This is a genomic window from Rothia mucilaginosa (genome assembly GCF_964210535.1).
GTDB lineage: Bacteria > Actinomycetota > Actinomycetes > Actinomycetales > Micrococcaceae > Rothia > Rothia mucilaginosa_F.
On sequence record NZ_CAXOMR010000018.1, the window covers coordinates 20,856 to 36,464 of the forward strand.

Genomic DNA, 15,609 nt, shown 5'->3' on the forward strand with positions numbered 1-15,609 from the left:
TCATTTTCCCATACCCGCGCCATATGCGCGAACGGACCTAACGTTCCGAAGAATCCTCCGCGGAATCCGCACCATCATCGGCAGGATTTACGCCCTCGGAGGCGCCGCTGAGGGAATCCAGGTAGCCCTCAATATCCTCGGCAATCACCTCGCCGGAGACAGTGCGCAGAGTCGAATCCATCTTCTGCTCAATCTCACGCACCAGCTCAACCTTCTCGTAGTCCTTCGCCATTTCTTCGGCGAGCTCCGCCTCCCACTCATCAGCGTGGGTGCGCAGGCGGTCGTATTCCTCAGACTCGACCTTAATGCCGAGGATGACCTCCAGCGCCTCGATCAGGCTCACGACCGCGCGCGGGTTCTGCTGGTCAAAGCTCAGATACCCCGGGATGCTCATACGCAGCATGACCGAGGAAGACAGGCCGTGCTCGGCGGCGAGCGCAGACATCGCCATCGTCACCGAGGTAGAACCGGTGTAGTCCTCGTGCAGAATACCGGGGATTGCTGCTAGCTTCTCCTCGTGAGTGGTCAGCGTGTACGGGTACGGGCGGGTGTGCGCCACCTCATCCTCGAAGGTCTCAACGAAGATCGCGTGGTCTACGTGGAGTTTCTTCACGTACTTGAAAAAGCGGGTCATGAACCGCCGCAGGCACAGGCTGGGAGCGGGGCCGGTCACCACGAGCAGGCGCAGGCGACGCTCCGGGATAGTGACCATGTTGTAGAACATCTTGGGCCACACCAGAACCGTGGAATCGGAGTCGTCGCTGTTCTGCAGCTGCGGGGCGACGGAACCGTAGTCGTAGAAGTCGTCCATGTCGAAGCCGGGGCTCTCATCGCACGGGTCGAACGCGCGGTGAATCACGTCGAGGGCGTCCTCACCGTTGCCCGGGGGTTCCTTAGCGGAGTTGAAACCGACCAGCATGACGGTCGTGTAGTTGTCTTCCTCGGAGGATTCGCTCAGGCGCAGCTTGCCGAGCAGTCCCTTCTTCGCGGGCTGTTCTGTGGAGGCGGGCTTGGCGAAAGCGTCAAAGAGTCGGGCGGGAGGGAAGTTCGGCTGGCTCATCGTTGTCCTTAGCTCGTGGTCGGTTCACCGGGTACATGGGGGGGTGTATGGAAAGTTGCCGGTGAACTGTCGGTGGTTGTGTAGTGTGTATCGGCGATGCTCACTCCCCCACGCTATATATATGGTGCGGGCGGTGTGCGGTACCGCCGATAGTTCCCACTATACGGGCTCCCGCGCGACCCGCAAGCGGTTTCGTCACCGGGCGGGCACCTCCCCCCCCCAAAAAAATCCGGGCGTCATAAAACCACAGCGTGCGGGCATAGCAAAAGGCACCCTGTCACTTAGCAGGATGCCTTTCACATGGGACCTAACGTAGCCTGCAAATAGGTTTGCCCCAAGTAATTTCACATCTTCCAGATACGGACACATGATGCTGGCCGGTTTCATAGGACATCAGAATATGTGATTATCCTGATCAAGCTCCGTTTATTGGGGGAAACGGTGGAATTCTCTCTGGGATAAGAACCTCACCAGCTGCGGTACGCTCGTCATACTCGCGTGCGATAGTACGCATTGGAACATGCGACCCCCGCTTAAAGCGCTCCTCAAGAACCCATTGGCGTTTCATGGCTTCAGCCTTATTAGCTGGTGCCGGCGGCGTAATCTTAGTTACGCAGAAAGTGATAGGGTCGCTCAGCGTCGGAGGGATTTTTTCAGGTTCCATGTGAGTATTCTAGTCTAGCTTCTTACTGAGCTCTGTTGGCATGGTACACATGCACCGCATCTTTAGGGTTCCTTCCGGACATAGCAAAAGGCACCCTGCCGCTTAGCAGGATGCCTTTCACAAAAGTTATATGGAGTTAACCGGTGGTGCCTCCGGTGTCTTCTAGACCGAAGCGTAAAGCCGCGGCCGCCCAAGCGTTATTGCCGCACCAATAGGTGAGGCTCAGGGTTTCAGAGGGGTCGTTTAACTCCTTGACCCCAAGTATACATGAAAAAGAAACCCCCTGCGTTCCCCTTAGAGGAGGGGGAACACAGGGGGTCTCTGCCCTTAAACCAGAGAGGTACTCACGTACCCCGCAAGTTTTAGAAAGCCTTGTTTATGAAAAAGCCTGACTTCCTTGATATTCCGGGGTAGAAATAGGGTGAAGTTGGGGTTGGTCCCCATTTACTCCCCACTTTGACGCACTTATTCGACTTCTGAAGAAGCTTCTGAAGAAGGCGCCTTGTCGCTGTACAGGCTCGGGTCTGTATTGAAGTACGCAAGCGCGGTCGTGACAGTACAGATAATCGCACCCGCTACCGCGGCGGCCTGCTGCTCAGTAACAACACCAAATGTGGTGAGCAAGCCAGAGATTACAGGAGCCCACGCATACAGCGACTTACGAAACGCCGCTGCCTGAGATGCGGACATCTTACGCATTGTTGTCAATCTCCTTGCCGAGCTCGTCTACTACGTTCTGCAGCTTCTCCCAGGACGCACGCAGGGCCGAGACCTCCGCCTTGTCCAGCGGCGCGGGGACATTCTCAACGCCGCGCTCAACCTTACCCTCCTTGATTGCGTTCACACGATCAATGAGGCGGTCCAACTGGTCATACCAGCGCCCCGGGCAGGCAGTATTGAAGAAATCCTTATGCCCATGCACATAGAAGCTCTTGCCGTAGTAGGTTTCGATATCGGCGATGAGCTGGGCGACGGTCTCGAAGTCTTCGTTGCTCATCTCGGGGCGGCACTCGATACCAATCGAGCGCTGGTTTGCCGCCCAATTGCCCGCATGCCAGGCGATGTCCTTGAACTCCACAAGCTGGGCGCAGCGACCCGATTCCACCACAAAATGTGCGGAGGTGCCGGGGCCGCCGGCGAAGAAATTACAGACGTCCTCGAAGCGCTGCCCGTCGTTTCCCCAATGATGGATGACGATGGTGTCGATGTCGTTGATAGTGCGATTCGCTGCGGTGAACGAAGTCGCATCGTACTCGGTGATGTCCTGATACTTCATTGTTTTCTCCTTTTAATTAATGGTGTTGTTGATTTCCAGCTTCACAGCCACGCCCATGTCGGTGGCGCGGTGCGGGGTGGGGATGTCCACGGTCATGTTTGAGGTGCCACTGATGTCGTGAGCCCACTTCTCGACGGCGACACCGTACTTCGCGGATTTGCCCTTGTACTCTGCCTGCGCAATGTTGTTCGAGAAGATGAGGTGATGCGCCCAATTCGTAACGAAAAAGTCCGCCGCCTCGCTGGGCTTAGCATCACCGCTGACACAGTCATGCCAGGAGCTCGAAGCAGAACGGCACCCGGTGACCTGCGAGGAATGACCGACCAGCACGAAGCCGTGACCGCCATTCTCCTGAGCAGTACACGCGGTGAGGATGTTGCGTCCGCCGCGGATGAAGAAGCCTGCGCCGGCGGCGGTGAAGCGGTGCATGTTGGAGGTGTCCCAGATGCCTGCCGGCTTGCCGTCGATGCCGTGGATGCTTCGTCGGTTGTACCAGCTCTTGCACGAGGTCAGGGTGGTGTTGGTGGCGTAGATTTCGAAGCCCGCCGACGTGCCGCCGGCAATGTTGGCACCCGATACGTCGACAGCGTCGAGAATATTGTCTGCTGCACCGATTTCACGGCGACCAGCCGTCACGGAGGTGATGTGCTCCGGTGACTTGCCGATGACGACGCCGGGCCCCAGGGTACGGCGGACACGGATGTTCCGCAGCTGGCATCCCTGATCATCCAGACCGAGGACTGCTACGCCGAACGCGGTGTCCCAGATGAGGACGTTCTCGATGCGGTGGGCTCCGTCAGGCTCGGGAGGGTTGTCCCCCAGCTCAGTGTGTAGCAGGATGCCGCCGATATTCGGATGCATCCCGTCCTGGCCGGGGCGCGGAGTCATCGACGAGACGTGTGACGGGCGAGGATGCGAGCTCTTAATCCAGAGGTCAGAGACACCCATCAACAAATTGTCCTTGCCGACACGCGGGGTGAACCAAGTGCCGGCGTGGATGATTGCCGTCTTCTGCTCCGAACCGGCACCAGTGTCCGCAAAGATGATGGTCGACTCGCGACCAGCACCCTGCAGATGCACACCACCAAGCAGCTCAATGAACGGCGCGGACACGCGGTACGCACCTGCCGGCAGGTGCACGGTGCCGCCACCAGCCTCATGCACACGGCGAATAGCCGCGTTAATCACAGCGGTAGAATCCTTCACACCGGTCGGGTCTGCACCAGCGTCCACCACATTCACAGTGCGGTGGGTAGGCGCTACCGCCGCCTGCTCTGACTGCGGCTGAGCCGACTGACCCGGCGGCGCCTGTTCAGCCTCAATAACTTCTACGAGATACCTCATCGCTCCCTCTTCTTAAACGTTGAAGCCCCCATGTTGGGGGCTAATCTTCCTTCTTCATAGCGCGGGCAAAAGATGAGCTGCCTCGTGTTTCGATGGCAGTAATCCTGTCCTCGCTGGCATCATGGCGCTTGCGCGCATGCCGCATCTCATCCCGCAGCCCACCAATATCTTTCCGGAAATCGGCGTGCTCGGCGCGAGCTGCAGTAAAGTCCTCGGCGATGACATCCAGTTGCTTCATCACGTTCTGCATGGCGGTGTTCGTCTCGGAGTTCATCTGTTCCAGCGCCCCACTCACCTGCTCCACCTGCGCGAGAACCTTATCCAGGTCATCGCGCAGGTTCGTCTCGTGGCTATTGTTGGTCTGCTCCTTGATGGAGCTCACCCTGGAATTCAGGCGCTCCCATTGAGGGGCGCCCCACTTATTCCAGGCAACCAGCAAGGCGAAGAGCACGGCTCCAACTGAGACTGTAGCTTGGATGATGCCGTCCAGCACCGGGTGCCCGATGCGGGGAATCTCTGGCAACATACCGCTCCTATTCGCTCATGGCGGGGGCTTCTTCGGCGTTGGGCGCCTTGAAGAGAACTCCGATGGCGTGCATGATGTACTCATCCGTCACACGAGCCGGGTCCGCACCAGGAGAAGCGAGCGCGGCACGCTTGGCGTCCAGTTCGGCCTGCGCCTCATTTAGTGCTGCCACTGCCTTGGCGTGCTCAGTGACGGCGTAGGCGTGTTCGTCTGCGATGGTCTGGGTGGAGCCTGCCCCGGCGGGCAGGGAGACGAGTAGCCCAATGTTTGCCTCGACGGAGTACTGTGCGTTGGGGATACGCTGGCGCTGGGCGGCCTGGGTGGCGCGCTTGAGCAGGTCGGCGTCCTGGGAGGCAGCGAGTTCTTGTGCGATGGTAGCCATGTCTGGTTCCGTCCTTTCTAAGTGAATAATTTTTTGGGTGTTCCCGCGCCACGTTTAGGCTGGGGTGCCCGGCAGCACGGTCGGGAACGTATCGTAGGCTGGGTAGATGAGCAGGCCACACCGCAGGTTGCTGCGGTTTTGTGGGGAAAGGTCAAGGGTCCCGCGGCGCCAGGTAATCCGGTTACCGTCGCCCCTTGAGTGGAGGAGAATGATACCTCGGGGTTCTCCCGTGTCTGTGACCACGGGGGCTAGTACAGGATTGTTGGATTGCCACCCGGGTGGAACGTTGTTGCTGAGACGTATCTTTTCGCCCCTGTCTTGGTAATTCAAATCTGTGATGTCGGGGCGGTCGTGGACAGTGATAGTGTCCCATGGGCCGCCGCGGGCGGCGATGATGCACCAGTCTCCGACGCGACGGTAGAAGAGAGCTCCGGCGGCAAGGGCTGGGGACTCTTCGCGGCGCCAGCCAGTATCGCGCGGGGCTGCCCCGGAGGCGAGGCGTTGCACAAGTGCGGCGGCTTCCGCGTCCAGTCCGCCAGGGTCACCCTTAGGACCCTGCTCGCCACGCTCGCCACGTTCACCAGGGTCGCCCTTGGGTCCGGGCTCTCCACGCTCGCCACGGTCCCCACGGTCACCCTTGGGGCCAGGCTCGCCAGGGTCGCCCTTGGGGCCTCGCTCTCCAGCCTCACCACGCTCACCCTTGGGGCCAGGCTCGCCAGGGTCACCCTTCACCGGTACCGGCGCAGGAATCGTACTCTCCGCACCGGCGGGGGCAACCGTCGCCAAATCTAGCGTCACACCCGCGCGAACATAAATGCTCGGGTACGGCAGCTGCGCGGCACATCCCGCGACATCCCGTAGCTGCGTCTCCACACGGTACCCCCATTCAGAAGGCACCGCCCCCGGGCTCGGAGCCATCAGGCGCACTCCCTGGTTCCCGCCGCGCGGTGCGTCCCAGAGCACCCCGTCACGCAGCCACCCGGTCACCGGCGCAGGAACAAAAACTCGTTTCGTCTCAGCATCCGCAACCCGAGTAGTCGGGGTAAACACCACACGTCCCTGCACCGGCACACCATCCGCTTCATTACCCGCCGCGTGCTGGTGCGTAACGAACTTCGCCTTCACCAGCCCATAAGCAGGCACGAACCCGGACTCTGCCAGGTTGTCACTCACACCCATGCTAGTTTCCTCCTGTCATCGCTTGAATTTTCAACCTTGCAACAGTTAGCGTCTCCGCCGGAGCACCTACAGACTGGAGCACGGCAAGGTTCTGCCGCAGAATATCAACCTGGGTGAGGTAATCATCCAGCTCGCCCTTCGCCCATGCAATCTGCAACCTCCACAGCCACGCGGCAGGCAAACGATCGTACGGGTTCGCCGTCCTGGAACGTACTCCGTCCTTGATCTCCCAAATCGTGTCGTCTGTCAGATAAAGGATGCCCACGTTCAGGGTGTCCGCCAGGCGCAGCACTTGCACCGCCTGCTCAAACCCCGTGATGTCGTGGATGCAATGCCAGAACATCTGCCTCGGCTGCCCCTTATAGTGCTCCTGCACCAGGTACTTATCAGTCAGATACAGGGAGGCTTCTTGTTCGAAGGTCATCATGTGCCAGCCAGTGCCGACCATTCCGGCGGTGGTGTTCGCGCCGGGGTTCACGATTGTGGGCATCCACGGGTACAGGGCATTGAAACGGTCGGCGATGCGGTGGTGGAATTCCTCTTTGCCTGCCTGGTCGCCCCAGCCGTTATACGCTTCGTCCCAGAAGATGCCGTCCACGTCGTACCAGTCGATGTACTTGCGCACCTCATCGAACAGGGTCTCTAGGTCGCGTGGCTGCCCAATCGATGCACCCGTCCGAATGTAGCCGTAGATTTTCTGCCCGTATTCACCCCTGTTGAGCTTGAGCTGATTCGTGAAATCCTTGTGTTGCGGGGAGCCGGGGCCTTCTCCAGGGCCAGACGCCGGGTTGATGATGAGGAACGGGCAGACTTCGGATGCTTGCGCCATTGTGTGCCAGTTCTGCTCCGCGACCGGCTTCCAGTAGTCGGGGTAAAAATAGGTGGGCGGCACAATCGAGCGCATCCGTGCCCGGTAGGAGCGCTTCGCGTCCAAAATGCGTTGCTGCTTGTCTACATAGTCGCGTACCTCGGACATGTCCAGGATGGGACGCACCGTAGGCGCAACCGGGGCAACATGCTCTTCATCCTCACTACCGGGTTTATCCGGGCGCGGTACCGGCGCGGGAGCGGGTACTTCTACCGGACTGGACGCCCAGGAGGGGCGTGCATAGGTCTGCGTCGTGACAGTCTCCCCCGCCTGGACGAGCAGTGGTGCGTCCTGCAGCGTCACGGTACCGTCTCCGGCTTGGATGGTGAGACGCTGCACGGGCTGCCCCTCCAGCATCACGCCATCCCCGTCTTTGAGGTAAGCGACCACGTCATAGGACACTGCACCAGATTCTGGCACAGCCAGCTCGACCATGCCCGTCTCGGTGGCAGCCTCATAGAGTTGCTGCCCTACCCCGAGCCACCCGGCCGTCTCGGCGGTACCGGACTCGATGCCGGGGTGTGCGGGGATGAACGCGACGGCTCCGGTGGTGCCGGGCGGGTACCCGGTCTTGCCGAAGTTCACCTCGATTTTAGAGCCCATCGCCCACCAGCTCGCCCGGGTCGATAACCTCACCCACCACCGGCTCCGAATCAGGTGCCGGGGTGGTCTCAGGGGATTCTAGGCGGATGACACCGGCAAGAATCCGCTCATCCAGCAGCTCGCGCCGCAGCTTCTCGTTCTCTTGCTGAAGGTACAAGGCTTTAGCCTGCCACTGCTCCAAAGTCACTTCGTTTCTCCTTATCGTTTGATGGGCAGGACGACGACATCCACCCACGCATCCCGGATGAGCTCATTCGTCACGTTGTGCACAATCACCTCAACGTGGCTTCTGGAACTTGAGTAGACGTTCGACACAATCGGCCAGATCGAGTTGCCGGCTTGCGTGACCACCACAGGGAGCTGCACCTGCTCACGGAATGTGATGCGCCTCCGCACTGCAGAGTGGCGCGGGATCTCCAGCGGCCCAACCGCGATGAAGATGGTCGTCTCGGACTGCTCGATGAGGGTGCGCAGGTACATGCCCTGGTTCATAATCATGCGCCCCTGCACGGTCACATCTCCGTCAGGGAGCACCACGAGTCCCTTCACATCGGCGGGGTTCGTACCCGAGGGCTGCACACCGAGGGTGAGCGCGCCCTGCGGGTTCATGCGGACCACACCCGAGGGGGTGGTGGCATTGCTCGCGCCGGTGCGCATCTCGATGACCGAGTCTATGCTCCCCGCTGGGCCGCGACCGGGGGTGGTGTAAATCGATAGGCCAGGCTTGGACTTGTCGGAGGTGTGGAAGGTGCCGCGGAACTCATTCTCCACACCATTGGCGTCAATCTTTACAGTCTGTTCACCCAAGTGGTTGTATGCGGTGATGCCGGACGAGTTGATTTTCAGGCCGCGCCGCTCCGCATCCGTCGTCTGAAGCAGGCCGCTCGTTACGAGTTTCGCCGCGACCTTCGAAGTTACCAGCCCCTCGATAATCGTGGCTCTGTTCAGAATCGCGTCCTCGGTCACCACCAGGTTCTTCGTCTCCGCATTCATCGCGCGCACCACTTGCGCAGCCAACTCCTGCGTCACGTTCAAACGCCGCACATCAATCGTGCCGGGCACAATCATGTCCCGCCCAATCCACGGCTCCGACAAACCCTTAAGTCCCGCCACCGCCTTTTTGGTGATGGCGTCTTTGCTGGTCTGCTGCTCCACCGCCTGGATGCGGGACTCCGCCTCGACCAGCCCAAGCTCGGCCTTCTGAAGGGTTTGTCGTGCCTGCACTACGACCTTGCCTGCCTCGGACAGACGCTCATCGAAGTTCGCGAGCGTGTCTCCGTCCCAGCGGCGCGCCGAACCGGTGGAATCCAGGTACAGGGTCGCTTCGTTCTGGCGCGCGATCTTAATACCGTGCGGCGTAGATGCGGGCGTGCGCGCCCTAATGAGCTGCGCACGTAGCGTGTCCACCGCCTGCGCGGGCGTAGGGCGCTGGTCAATATAATCAACCACCGGTTACCTCCCTGTCTTTTTTATTGCCAGGATGCTTCTTGAAAATCCAGCGTCACCGACCCGGCGAGGGTACCGGTCATCTTGATAATGCGCATCTGCCGCGTCCCATCCGGCACCGACAGCCAACCTGCCAGGGTTACGGTGGCGGTATCGCCCACAAACCACGACCCGAGCGGTGCGCCGAGTCTGTCGGTGCCCATCTCAATGGTGACCTGGTCAATCATCTTTGCCCGCGCAGCCAAAGCACCCTCAGCTTTCTGCTTCAGCACGAACGTGTCGGCCTGATCTGCATCGGTAATGATGCCCTCGACAAACGGAGCGTGGTCGCGCCACACCTGCGAGAGGTTCTCCGCCCAGGCGATGGCGGTTCCTTCGCCTTCTCCTGCACCGGTGCACCAGATGCGGTGCGTGATGTCCTTGCCCGTGGAGGTCACCTTCACCTCAATGTCGGCTGCGGCGAGCGCGGTTGTGTCGAAGTCCGGCGTGAACTTCTGCGCGATGAATGGGTATTCCTCAACCCCGTGCATGAACACCCACTCAATATGAGTGTGCGCCTCACTCTTCCAGCGGGGGCGCAGCATGATGTCGGGGCCGTTGATAACCGCGGACAGCTCGCTCCAGCGTTTGCCGATGAGGTTGTTCGCGACGTTCCATCGCTCATAGGTGCGCTCTCGGGTCTGTGCCCCGAGCCCACCCTGCACGCCGTGCACCACCGGTAGTCCGCCGCCGGGGCGGTTCATACCGTGAACAGCAAGAGCCCAGGCAATCTCGCCTAGGCTCATGTTCTTATAGGTGAGGGTGTCCCAGATGGTGCGTCGCTCGAACAGCTCACGCACACCCGCGCACTTGAGTTCCAGGTTCGTGCCGGTCTCTGTGCCCCAATCGATGATGGGTCCGGCAATGAGCGGGTACTCGGTGCCGTCCTGCCCGGTGTGGGTGAGAAGCACGCCGCCTGTGAGCGGTTCATAGGTTGTGCGTTGGTGCTCTGCCAAGCTCCGCTTCGGAATCGTGAAAGTAAGTTCCTCGACCTTGTTCAGGCTTATCGCCCAGGAGCATGCGGTCACGTCCTGGATGGGGGAACCGACCGCACCGGTCACCGTATCCAGCCAATACAGCCTGAATCCCACAGCTACTCCTTCGCCACGCCCATATCGATAACCCGCAGAACATCCGAGGGGTACTTCGCTCCGAAGCCCTCATAGCGGGTGGTCCACTTCTCCCAACCCCACACACGCAGGCTCACGGTGTAGTGAATCGTGTGCGAGCCCTTCGGCAGCACCACCACATCCGAATAATCGACGGTGTCCCACACATTGGTGAAGACTCGCTCGCGGCGCAGCACCAACTTATTGTCAATATAAATGTCGTAGTTCACGCTGCCCCGGTCGGACGGGGAACTGGAAGCTGCGGAGGTGGAGAGTGTCCCCTTCGCAACGTTGGCGGCGACGCTTGAGATGGACGAGGTGAGTCGAATATCGAGGGTACGGTCGGTGGGCAGGAAGAACATGCCCTTGCCGCGCGTAATCACGCCGTCCGTCTTGTCGTGTACCGTATCCGTCTCGGTCTTGTGCGAGAAAAGCACACCGAGGGTGCCGCCGATAGGTCGGGCGAATGTCACGTTGGCGGTCTCGGGTGCAGCGTTCGTGCCAGTCATGCCCGCTTTGATCTCGCGTTTGGAGATTACCACCGCGTTGTCTGGCACCTGGGTGCCGACCGCGACTCGCGCGCTGATGGATCCGTTCACGGGCTGGGTCTGCTGCTCCACATAAATGTAGTCGGTGCGAGCGCCGGTCGCCGGCGCTGGACGCGTGGTGATGGTCTGCCCGACCACCGGCACCAGCACCGCACGGCTCGGCGCGATATGTACCACGACTGCGCCCGGGGCGATGACGTATTCCATGCTGGAGCGGGTGCCCACCGTGCAGCCGGAGATAATGCCCGGCTCGGGGTACTGCGCCGCGAGCACTGCCTGCAAGTCGTCAGGGGTGGTTCCGTTCCCCTGCGCGTCCGGCGCCATTCCAAAACCAACACTCATATGTTCTCTCCTAAATGTATGTTGAGCGTGCGGTTACATCGACCCAACCGGTTGCCGGCGCGAGCGCCTGCACAACCGGCACGAACCCGGCACGCGGCGGGATTTTATGCCACTCGCGCGACACCAGCTCACTCGTCCTGTCCACGCCACCAATCAGCAACCTGCCTCGGGCGCAATCGATTGTGACTGGCGCGGTTGCCAATACCGCGTACGGGTACTCGATAATCCGGTTCTCCGCAGTGATGCGGAACCCGCTAGACCAATCCCCACGCACTGTGTAGATCGGGTAGGCATCCACGTTGCCCTCGTTTACAATCGAAGTCGTCATCGGAGCCTGCGAGCCAAACGAGAGCACACCGCGTGTGGGTTGCTCAGGCACGAACAGCGGGAATCGCAAACCAACCCCCGCGCCGGCTGGGTAAAGCTGATAGGTGCGCGGTGGCGCGTACAGCCACGGCTCGGGTGCAAACAGGGGCACCTCAAATAGAAAGGCGGAATCCCCAAGGAACTCTACCTTCACGTCCCCATCCAACCGGACCTCTCCCGTTAGGTCGAGCGTGTCCGTGGCGACCCGGAGCGTGCCGAGTCGCCCATCCCACAGCAGGGATGAAACGAACCGGTCGGCAAGCTCGCGCACCTGCACGCCCGTGTTCGACACAGCGCTACCTTTGAGCGTGAGCGTGCGCCCGGTACGGCGCGCCGGGGCGTGAACCATGCCGTGCCCGAGCTTGCGCTGCGCATCATCAGACTCAACCCCAACGCCGCCGACCCAGCCCGCCAGGTCGGTTACCCACACTTCCAAGTCTCCTGCCGGCTCTTCAAAGGTTGTGAGTACCAGGGTGCCGTGCGCCCCGGTCAGCTCCACGCGGAGCCCATCCTTACCTATCAAAGCAACGCTCCTTCCAAACCGCTCAGCTGGTGCGACATGGCCTCACCAACACGCCGACCGAACCGCTCGGGAGCCATCTCCTCACCAGCATTCACATGCACATGCAACGCCCTACCAACAGCAGGGGTCGCCACAGCAGCGCGTGCCGAAGCGCGACCCACACCAGCGGCAACTCCACCGATGTTGAACCCGCCACTGATAGCGCCCGGGGTGAGCGCCATCGAGAGAGAACCCATCCCATCCTGTGCTGCCTCAACAGCAGCGTCCGTCATCGACCGCACCGCGTCCACAGCCATGTCGGATGTCTTGTCGATACCGGCGGCGATGCCCGCAGGAATCCACACGCCCACCTGGTCACGCATGACACGAGACGGCGAGTGAATTCCTAGAGCAGACTTCACGAAATCAGGCAGAGCGTTGACGACACTGCGGGCGGCATCCATCACCGCGCCGGCGGCGTTGCGGATACCAGATGCGATACCTCCCACGATGTCGCGGCCGATAGAGATCATTTGACCAGGGATGCCCCGCACCACGCCGATGATATCTGAGCCCATCGAGCGGAAGAATCCGACCACGGTGTTGATGCCTGCAGCCACGCCGTTCTTAATGCCTTCCCAGATGGTTGAGACGATTCGTCCGATACCGTTCCAGGCGGCATCCCAGATGCTACGAATCAGGTTCACAGCGTTCGTGATGATGGAGCTAACGATGTTGATTGCACCAACGACAATGCCCTTGATGACTTCCCAGACACCAGCGACAATCTGCTTGATGCCCTCCCACGCAGCGCTCCAGTCGCCCTTAATGATTGCGGTCACCGTCTTGATGATGCCGACGACGATATTGAGGGCGCCCTGGACAATCGGGACGATTGCCTGCACCACGGTCGTGACCACATTCAGGACCGCCTGAATTGCAGGCACCAGAATGTCAATCAGCGTCGTGATGAGAGGGACGATTGCCTGCACCACGGAGGCGAAGACAGGAATCAGCGAGGTCACGAGGACAACGACAACACCTGCCACCGCCCCCACGATTGCCGCAAGCACTGGCAGAAGGCTCTGAATTGCAGGCAGCAGCGCAGCGAGCACCTGAGTACCCAAATCCACGACTACCGCCACAATCTGACCAAACACCGGCACGAGCTGAAGCAACATCTCCCCCAGCTGACGGAAAATCTCCATAATCTGCGGGAGCATCGCCATGACCGCAGCTCCCAGCTGAGCGAGCGCAGGGACAAGCTGATTCATCAGCTGTTCTCCCACCGGAGCGAGCGCCTGCATGATCTGGGTGCCGAACTGGACAATCATCGGGAGCAGCGGTGCAAGATGCTGGCCAATCTGTCCCAGGGACGCCATGAGCGCCGCGATTGCCTGACCGATGAGCGGGATAAGCCTGTCAATGACTGGCTGGACAGCCTGGACAACCTCAGTGAATAGCTGGGTTGCCATGACTGCGAACCGCTGCAGGGCGGGGATGATGAGCTGAAGTGCCGGTTGCAGTGACTGGATGAGCTTCTCGCCCAGCTGGCCAATGAGTGGCAGGATTGTGTTCAGTGCGGGCTGGATAGCCTGCATCAACGATTCCCACGCGGCGCGCCCAGTCTCCGTCTGAGTAAAGAAGTAGGCGAGCGCACCTGCTACGATGCCGATAGCACCGACCAGAGAGGTAAAGGGATTAGCCTTCATCAGACCAAATGCTTTGGAGAGGTTGCCTGCGATGTTTGCGGCGGCGGTGTTGAAGGCGGTTTGTGCTGTAGCTGCTGCGCGGACTGCGACCTCGTAGACGGAGGCGGCGGTTGCACCCAGCTGGTAGTTCCTTCCGAGTTCTGCGATTTCTCGGGCGGAGCCTGCTCCGCTGGTTAGCATTTTGAATCCTTCGGCTACGCCCATGACGGTGTCTTTGGCCGACGAAATGGCGCCCATAGCGGTGTTGTAGGATTCGATGGTGCTCTTTCCCAGCCCGATTGCGGTTGTCACACCTTTGTATGCGGTGACGGCGGTCCCGAGTGCGAGGACGAGCCTGCCGACTCCCTGCTGATGGTTTTCGATGAACTGGGAGAGCTGGAAGAGGCCAGTTGAGAGTAGACGGATAGAAGATTCGAGGATATCGAATGCACTTGTTGCTATGTTTGCGCCGTCCCCTGCTCCACTGAAGTTAGGGAGTACGGATTTGAACGCAACCGCCAGGGAGCCCACCACTCGGATAATATTCAGTGCAACCGAGACGAAGGAATGCAGCAGAGGAGGTAAGACGGTCCCAAGGAATGCCCCTACCTTCTGGGCTACACCGACAATGCCCGTGCCTTGGGTCTGGAACGCGGAGGCAAACCGGGCAATCTCTTCACGGATAATCTCGAAGGTGACCGTGAAGCTCTTACCATCGCCCATGGTGGACTTGAAGCCCGCAGCAAAGGCGCTAATGGCTTCTCCAGCCTTGGTGATACCCGCCCCAATCTGTGCGCCGATAACCTTACCGAATGCTTCGACCGGCTTCATCCACTGCTGGAATGCCAGGAAGAATTTGGTGAGCGCGGGATATATGCCGGTAAGGATGTTTGCACCGAAGCGACCGAGCGCGGCCTGTGCGTTGGCGAACGCGCCAGGTAGCGTGTTGCCCATCTCAAATGCGACGTTACCGGCGGCGGCGGTCATCGCCTTCTCGAACTGCTCGAAGTTGATCTTGCCGTCAGAGGCCATCTTGAAAACTTCTTCTGCCGTCACGCCAAGCTGTTTACCCAATGCCTGGTAGATCGGGATTCCTCGGTCTGCGACCTGTGCGAGGACGTCATTCTGTGCCTTGCCGACACTCGCGACCTTAGCGTAGATTCCGCCCATTTCCTCCATGCTGGAGCCTGATGCCGCAGCCGAATTCGAGACGGACTTGAGCACAGCTTCAAGCTGTTCGCCCGGCTGGATACCAGCCGCCACCGCGCCAGCTGCGGCGGTTGCCGCTGCGTCCAGGCCGAAAGCCGTTCCCTTCACAGACGCGGACGCGTTCTGCATAATCACGGACACCGCGTCAGCGTCATTGCCCAAGCCTCGGAGCTTCGCCTGCGCCACATCAATAGCCTTCAGGCGGTTAAAACCCTTCGCAAACGCGGTACCAAAAACCGAGCCAATGCTGATGCCGCCGATAGCCTTCGCCACCAGCGGGGCAACGGAAGATGAGAAGATACGCCCGAACGCTGAGGACGCTTTAGTGCCTGCCTGCGAACCTGCACGGTCGCCAGCCTCACCAATCTCAGATACAATCTGTGCGCCCGCGCCCTTGGTCGAGGCGAGCACACTCACGTACGCCTTCGCAAGCTCATACCCGCCAGCCATATCAT

General features: G+C 60.3%; 14 protein-coding genes. All 14 read right to left on the reverse strand.

Annotated features, from left to right (window positions below; genetic code table 11):
- Window positions 1-37: 37 nt before the first annotated feature.
- The gene (locus tag AB8C10_RS06735; RefSeq protein WP_368867264.1) at window positions 38-1,060 is read right to left on the reverse strand and encodes a PAC2 family protein; all 1,023 of its coding nucleotides are present in this window, start codon (window positions 1,058-1,060) and stop codon (window positions 38-40) included.
- 1,129 nt (window positions 1,061-2,189) lie between these two features.
- Complete coding sequence (locus tag AB8C10_RS06740) at window positions 2,190-2,423, reverse strand: phage holin (protein ID WP_070676396.1); 234 nt, start codon at window positions 2,421-2,423, stop codon at window positions 2,190-2,192.
- Window positions 2,416-3,000 (reverse strand): N-acetylmuramoyl-L-alanine amidase, encoded by a 585-nt coding sequence (locus AB8C10_RS06745; protein ID WP_368867265.1) that lies wholly within the window; start codon window positions 2,998-3,000, stop codon window positions 2,416-2,418. Before AB8C10_RS06745 ends, AB8C10_RS06740 begins: the two co-directional genes overlap by 8 nt.
- Window positions 3,001-3,012: 12 nt before the next feature.
- Entirely contained in the window at window positions 3,013-4,344 is a 1,332-nt protein-coding gene (locus AB8C10_RS06750; RefSeq protein WP_368867266.1) for a right-handed parallel beta-helix repeat-containing protein, read from the reverse strand.
- Window positions 4,345-4,384: 40 nt separating this feature from the next.
- On the reverse strand, window positions 4,385-4,870 hold the full coding sequence (locus tag AB8C10_RS06755) for a DUF2746 domain-containing protein (protein ID WP_297606687.1): 486 nt from the start codon (window positions 4,868-4,870) through the stop codon (window positions 4,385-4,387).
- A gap of 7 nt (window positions 4,871-4,877) precedes the next feature.
- Window positions 4,878-5,252 (reverse strand): hypothetical protein, encoded by a 375-nt coding sequence (locus AB8C10_RS06760; RefSeq protein ID WP_368867267.1) that lies wholly within the window; start codon window positions 5,250-5,252, stop codon window positions 4,878-4,880.
- 54 nt (window positions 5,253-5,306) lie between these two features.
- Entirely contained in the window at window positions 5,307-6,425 is a 1,119-nt protein-coding gene (locus AB8C10_RS06765) for a hypothetical protein (protein WP_368867268.1), read from the reverse strand.
- Between the two features lie 7 nt (window positions 6,426-6,432).
- The gene (locus AB8C10_RS06770) at window positions 6,433-7,902 is read right to left on the reverse strand and encodes a spherulation-specific family 4 protein (RefSeq protein WP_368867269.1); all 1,470 of its coding nucleotides are present in this window, start codon (window positions 7,900-7,902) and stop codon (window positions 6,433-6,435) included.
- Window positions 7,892-8,089, reverse strand: a complete 198-nt coding sequence (locus AB8C10_RS06775; RefSeq protein WP_368867270.1) for a hypothetical protein — start codon at window positions 8,087-8,089, stop codon at window positions 7,892-7,894. Before AB8C10_RS06775 ends, AB8C10_RS06770 begins: the two co-directional genes overlap by 11 nt.
- A gap of 11 nt (window positions 8,090-8,100) precedes the next feature.
- Window positions 8,101-9,351: a hypothetical protein gene (locus AB8C10_RS06780; RefSeq protein WP_368867271.1), complete on the reverse strand. Its 1,251-nt coding sequence runs from the start codon at window positions 9,349-9,351 to the stop codon at window positions 8,101-8,103.
- 20 nt (window positions 9,352-9,371) lie between these two features.
- Window positions 9,372-10,478 (reverse strand): hypothetical protein, encoded by a 1,107-nt coding sequence (locus AB8C10_RS06785; RefSeq protein ID WP_368867272.1) that lies wholly within the window; start codon window positions 10,476-10,478, stop codon window positions 9,372-9,374.
- 2 nt (window positions 10,479-10,480) lie between these two features.
- Entirely contained in the window at window positions 10,481-11,386 is a 906-nt protein-coding gene (locus tag AB8C10_RS06790) for a hypothetical protein (protein WP_368867273.1), read from the reverse strand.
- A 10-nt stretch (window positions 11,387-11,396) separates the two neighbouring features.
- Window positions 11,397-12,251, reverse strand: coding sequence for a hypothetical protein (locus tag AB8C10_RS06795; RefSeq protein WP_368867274.1), 855 nt, complete (start codon window positions 12,249-12,251; stop codon window positions 11,397-11,399).
- 20 nt (window positions 12,252-12,271) lie between these two features.
- Window positions 12,272-15,604, reverse strand: a complete 3,333-nt coding sequence (locus AB8C10_RS06800) for a tape measure protein (protein ID WP_368867275.1) — start codon at window positions 15,602-15,604, stop codon at window positions 12,272-12,274.
- Window positions 15,605-15,609: the final 5 nt, after the last annotated feature.

What these genes read in the sequence shown, in the direction of transcription:
- AB8C10_RS06735 (WP_368867264.1), bottom strand. Translation starts at nt 1,060, where the DNA reads ATGAGCCAGCCGAACTTCCCTCCCGCCCGACTCTTTGACGCTTTCGCC.
- AB8C10_RS06740 (WP_070676396.1), bottom strand. Translation starts at nt 2,423, where the DNA reads ATGCGTAAGATGTCCGCATCTCAGGCAGCGGCGTTTCGTAAGTCGCTG.
- AB8C10_RS06745 (WP_368867265.1), bottom strand. Translation starts at nt 3,000, where the DNA reads ATGAAGTATCAGGACATCACCGAGTACGATGCGACTTCGTTCACCGCA.
- AB8C10_RS06750 (WP_368867266.1), bottom strand. Translation starts at nt 4,344, where the DNA reads ATGAGGTATCTCGTAGAAGTTATTGAGGCTGAACAGGCGCCGCCGGGT.
- AB8C10_RS06755 (WP_297606687.1), bottom strand. Translation starts at nt 4,870, where the DNA reads ATGTTGCCAGAGATTCCCCGCATCGGGCACCCGGTGCTGGACGGCATC.
- AB8C10_RS06760 (WP_368867267.1), bottom strand. Translation starts at nt 5,252, where the DNA reads ATGGCTACCATCGCACAAGAACTCGCTGCCTCCCAGGACGCCGACCTG.
- AB8C10_RS06770 (WP_368867269.1), bottom strand. Translation starts at nt 7,902, where the DNA reads ATGGGCTCTAAAATCGAGGTGAACTTCGGCAAGACCGGGTACCCGCCC.
- AB8C10_RS06790 (WP_368867273.1), bottom strand. Translation starts at nt 11,386, where the DNA reads ATGAGTGTTGGTTTTGGAATGGCGCCGGACGCGCAGGGGAACGGAACC.
- AB8C10_RS06800 (WP_368867275.1), bottom strand. Translation starts at nt 15,604, where the DNA reads ATGGCTGGCGGGTATGAGCTTGCGAAGGCGTACGTGAGTGTGCTCGCC.